Raw genomic sequence first — 3,966 nt, forward strand, 5'->3', positions numbered from 1 at the left:
AGTGTTTATAACTTACGCATAACTATAAGTTTTCGGGAACCCCCAGCCTAGCTGGGGGTTTTCTTTTAACCAAAAAGCCGTAACCCTGTTCGGATTACGGCTTTTGTTCTCTTACTGGTGCCCAGGGGGAGACTCGAACTCCCACGCCATTCGGCGCTACCACCTCAAGATAGTGTGTCTACCAATTCCACCACCTGGGCACAGCCAGTCTTGTATAGCAAAGCGCCGTGCTTGGCAAGTGTTTTTTTTCATTCCGGCAAAATTTTACGTTCAGAGACCCGACGTCAGCCTCCGGTTCTCTTCTTTCCGCCCGGCACGGCCCTTGCCGAATGCTGCCGTCAGCTCTGTGCCCGCATCCGCCGTGACCGAGGAAAGCGACAGGCAAAACGCAGACCGCTCAAATCCTCCGCCGTTGTCGGCAACTTTTCGGCTTCGGGGCTGTCGCGGCAGACGACGCTTTCGCCCCCCTGCCCGAACAGTCGGTCCTCAGGTATGCCTCTGCGCAATGCTCAACCGGTACAGACACGTTTCCGCAGAGCGATGCGCCAGAAAACAATGATGCACTCTCAGCGCATTTTTCGGCTTCGGAAACTGCCACATCTCGCGTTCCCCGGCCTTCATCCCCGGTACGCGCGGGTACGCTCGCGCCATCACGGACGGCTGGCAGGTTGACAGCGCGCGCCGCTCCGGCTATAGTACTCTTCACCTTATATGTTCAGGGAACCGGACGGCGGTCACGCCGCCAACCCCGCCAGGTCCGAAAGGAAGCAACGGTAACGGTTGTTGCCGGGTGTCCGGTTCCCAAAAGGGCGCAACGAAAGTTGCGCCCTTTTGCTTTTAATCGACTCCACAAAAAAGGCGGAAGAGTGCTCTCCCGCCTTCTTCCACGACCGTGCGGACATGTCAGTAAGCACCTCGTTGTCCGTCACTCCGGGGAAAACGCCGTTCAGGCGGTTCAGGCCGCAGCACCTTTCCGCCACGTCGTTTCATGAAAACCGTCATCCTGCATTTCCGCAGAAGACATACAGCAAAACCGGGAAACGCTTCCCCTGCTGCCGCCTCCCCCTGTTGCGGCATCATGTTCATACAGGATTATGGTCAGATCAGGCTCTGCGTTCCTTCTCTCCCGCCTGACGCTCGTCCATGGCAGGGCCGGAAACGGACATTCCCGCAGAGGGACCGCGAAAGGCGCCGGGAGTCACGTGCGGAGCGTCGTTTCTGGCGGCGACCAGAGAGTAGCCGAGCTTTCCGGCCATGTACTCCAGCGGCTTGGTGTCGCCGGTCTGCATCATGATCTGAAGCAGCGTTTCCGCGCCGAGCTTGGCTCCCGTGTCGTACGGATTCACTTCTCTCAGAAGCGTAGAATACGGCTTTCCGATGGCCTTTGCCAGATCTTTGGCAGGCACGGGGTTGTCCAGGACAAGATTGTGAATGAGAGTTGAAAGTTCTGATACCATGGTACCTCCTCAATTTTCTCGAAAACGACTTTTCCGCCAAAATAATCCTGTCGCCTTCATGAGAAAACATTACATAACACTGATAACAGTGTATTTCACTTTTGATAGTTTACGTCAATAAAAATGCAATAAAAATAATACCCTGTCATTTTATAGATAAAACGTACGAATTTATGAACCGCAATGCATGAAATTGCGTCATGAAATGCTTTCTTTTCATGCAGCATTTCAAATAATGCGTCAGCGCTGATCCCCTTGAAAGTTTTTTCCTTATGGCATACAAAGAAAACATTGCACGCTTTAAACTACGGCAGGATCTCCATGACGACACCTCGCGCTCATACTCTGCATCGCTGCCTTCCGCTGCTGATTCTGTTCGCGGCCCTTCTCATGATGACCGGCTGCGGCAAGCAGACCTATCGCCCCACCTACACGCAGCAGAGCAGCGTGGCCTCCGGCAGCGGCGCAGCCATTGCAGCCACGGCCAAAAGTCAGCTCGGACGCCCCTATGTTTCCGGAGGCTCCACGCCTTCCCGTGGCTTCGACTGCTCCGGCCTCGTGTACTGGGCCTGCGCCAGCAACGGCATTTCCGTTCCCAGAATCAGCCGCGATCAGGCCAGCGTCGGGCAGCGCATTCCGCGCGGCAGCCTCCGTCCCGGCGACATCGTGGTATTCAAAATCCCGCGCTCGGGCTACCACACCGGCATCTACATCGGCCAGAACAACTTCATTCACAGCCCCAAGCCGAGATCCCGCGTGCGCATCGAATCCCTGTCCGTCAACTACTGGAAGCGCTATTACGTTACGGCCCGACGCGTGACGCGCCGCTGACCTGCCGGAAAACAGGCCCGCGCTCTGCCGGACAGCGTGTTCCGCATTGCGTCCGTCTGTCGACGCGTCGTCCGGCTCCGCCCCGCGCCCGTTCAGGTTCTCCCATGACCGGAAAACTTCCGCCCCCGCAGATACGCCCCTACCGGCGGAATGGCTGATGCCCGGACACCCCGCGTTCTTCCCCTGCGCGCCAGATACGGCCCGATGCAGCGACTGTCTGCCGCCTGAAGCGTCCGACCTGAAACGCGTCAGTCCGTTCTTCCGGGTACAAGACGCGGAGAATCCGTTACCCGCCGTGCGTTCCGGCTCCGAAAAGACGTCGATCCCCGGGGCCGGCAGTCGACGATCTCCGAAAACGGTGCTTTCCGCCCGCTTTTCGAAACAAAACAGCGTTCCTTCCAGACAACGTGTCCGAGCGTTCACGCTTCTTCCCTCTTTTGAGATGATTTTTGATGAAATATCAAAAAACTTATATATCCTTCAAAACATATTGTAAATTATAAAAATAAAATATTTTATTGCATTGATATACTTACTTTTTACTCTTTAAAAATCCATGTTTGAAAAAAGACGTCCGTCACGGGCCCTCCCCTGTCCGTTTCCGGGGACGGACAACGACGTTTTCCGCACATCGGCGGCGTTGTCCGATGGTCTGCGCAGGGCACAGAACGCATTCAGGACATCTGTCGTCTTACCGTCGGAGTCTCTGTGGCCTGGCCGCCCTCCGTCACGGGACGTGCAGACAGCACAGCCGCCCTAACGACAAGGCAGAAAGCTCTTTTCTGTCCCGGCCGCCCCGTCGGATGACGCCCATTCCCCTGCGCTGCTCCCCCTTCATGACACGTGCGGAAAGAACGTGCTGAAACGTGCATCCGTCTTCACGGCGCGCGTCATCCCTTCACGCCGGCAGACGCCGGTGTTTCTGCGGCCGCAAGGCTTCCGGTTCTGCCGCTTCCCCGCTCTGACTGACGCCTGTCGAAGCGAGCCCTGCCTTCGCCTCTTCCTTTAAATACTGTTCCTCTGCCCGATACATGCCCTGCATGAGCTTCGGCGCAAAAAAAAGCGTGACTTCGAAGCTCCCGCTTCAGAAATCACGCCGCGTGTCCGGACGACGCCCTCTCCGGTGTCGCATCCTTCGTGCGTCGCCCGATGGAAGTCCCCCTAGAACAGCGTATCACCCTGTTCAAAGGCCTGCTGATAATACGTTTTCAGATCCCGGCAGAGATCTTCGAGAATGTCCCTGCGGCTGAAGGCGTTGTTCCAGATAAGGTAGATGTTGTGCGCCATGAGCGCCATGTTGTCCATGTCGAGAATGACGAGGTTCTTCATGGACTCGTCGCGCGCTATGCGCTTGGCCAGCCCCAGCGGCACCACGGCCCAGCCTATGCCGAGCGAGGCCCAGTACATGGCGGCCACCACGTCGTTCACCTCCCAGTACTGGGAGCTGAGCAGATACCGCTCGGCCCGGGTGCGGTTGAACACGATCTGCCGGTACTGCGCAAGATCCTCCAGCTTCACGCTCTTCATCTGACCGAGAGGCGATTTCCGCGAAGCCACGAGGCAGTAGCGCATCTGACCGAGGCACACCATTTCGCAGTTGTTCTTTATTTCCGTCAGCTGGCCGCCCACAATGCCTATCTGCGCGCTTCCCTCGCTCACCTGCTTCCATACGGTGTCC

Annotated in this window: 3 protein-coding genes, 1 tRNA gene and 1 other RNA gene; 2 read left to right on the forward strand and 3 right to left on the reverse strand. The window is 57.0% G+C overall.

Annotated features, from left to right (window positions below; translation table 11 throughout):
- Positions 1-115 precede the first annotated feature (115 nt).
- Positions 116-200, reverse strand: a tRNA-Leu gene (locus Q0J81_RS10730).
- Between the two features lie 514 nt (positions 201-714).
- On the opposite strand from Q0J81_RS10730, the gene ffs reads away from it, so the two are divergent.
- Positions 715-810, forward strand: an RNA gene (gene ffs, locus Q0J81_RS10735) — signal recognition particle sRNA small type.
- A 293-nt stretch (positions 811-1,103) separates the two neighbouring features.
- Here ffs and Q0J81_RS10740 read toward each other — a convergent pair.
- Positions 1,104-1,457 (reverse strand): phage regulatory CII family protein, encoded by a 354-nt coding sequence (locus tag Q0J81_RS10740; RefSeq protein WP_294447820.1) that lies wholly within the window; start codon positions 1,455-1,457, stop codon positions 1,104-1,106.
- A 321-nt stretch (positions 1,458-1,778) separates the two neighbouring features.
- Here Q0J81_RS10740 and Q0J81_RS10745 point away from each other — a divergent pair, with 321 nt between their 5' ends.
- The gene (locus tag Q0J81_RS10745; protein ID WP_294447823.1) at positions 1,779-2,288 is read left to right on the forward strand and encodes a C40 family peptidase; all 510 of its coding nucleotides are present in this window, start codon (positions 1,779-1,781) and stop codon (positions 2,286-2,288) included.
- A gap of 1,161 nt (positions 2,289-3,449) precedes the next feature.
- On the opposite strand, the gene Q0J81_RS10750 is transcribed toward Q0J81_RS10745, so the two are convergent.
- The coding region (locus tag Q0J81_RS10750) for a substrate-binding domain-containing protein (protein WP_294447825.1) at positions 3,450-3,966 on the reverse strand (517 nt) is incomplete at its 5' end.

It is taken from the genome of uncultured Mailhella sp., from assembly GCF_944324575.1.
Taxonomy (GTDB): domain Bacteria; phylum Desulfobacterota; class Desulfovibrionia; order Desulfovibrionales; family Desulfovibrionaceae; genus Mailhella.

Excerpts from the sequence above, each read along its gene's own strand:
- Q0J81_RS10745 (WP_294447823.1), top strand. The coding sequence starts at position 1,779 with ATGACGACACCTCGCGCTCATACTCTGCATCGCTGCCTTCCGCTGCTG.
- Q0J81_RS10740 (WP_294447820.1), bottom strand. The coding sequence starts at position 1,457 with ATGGTATCAGAACTTTCAACTCTCATTCACAATCTTGTCCTGGACAAC.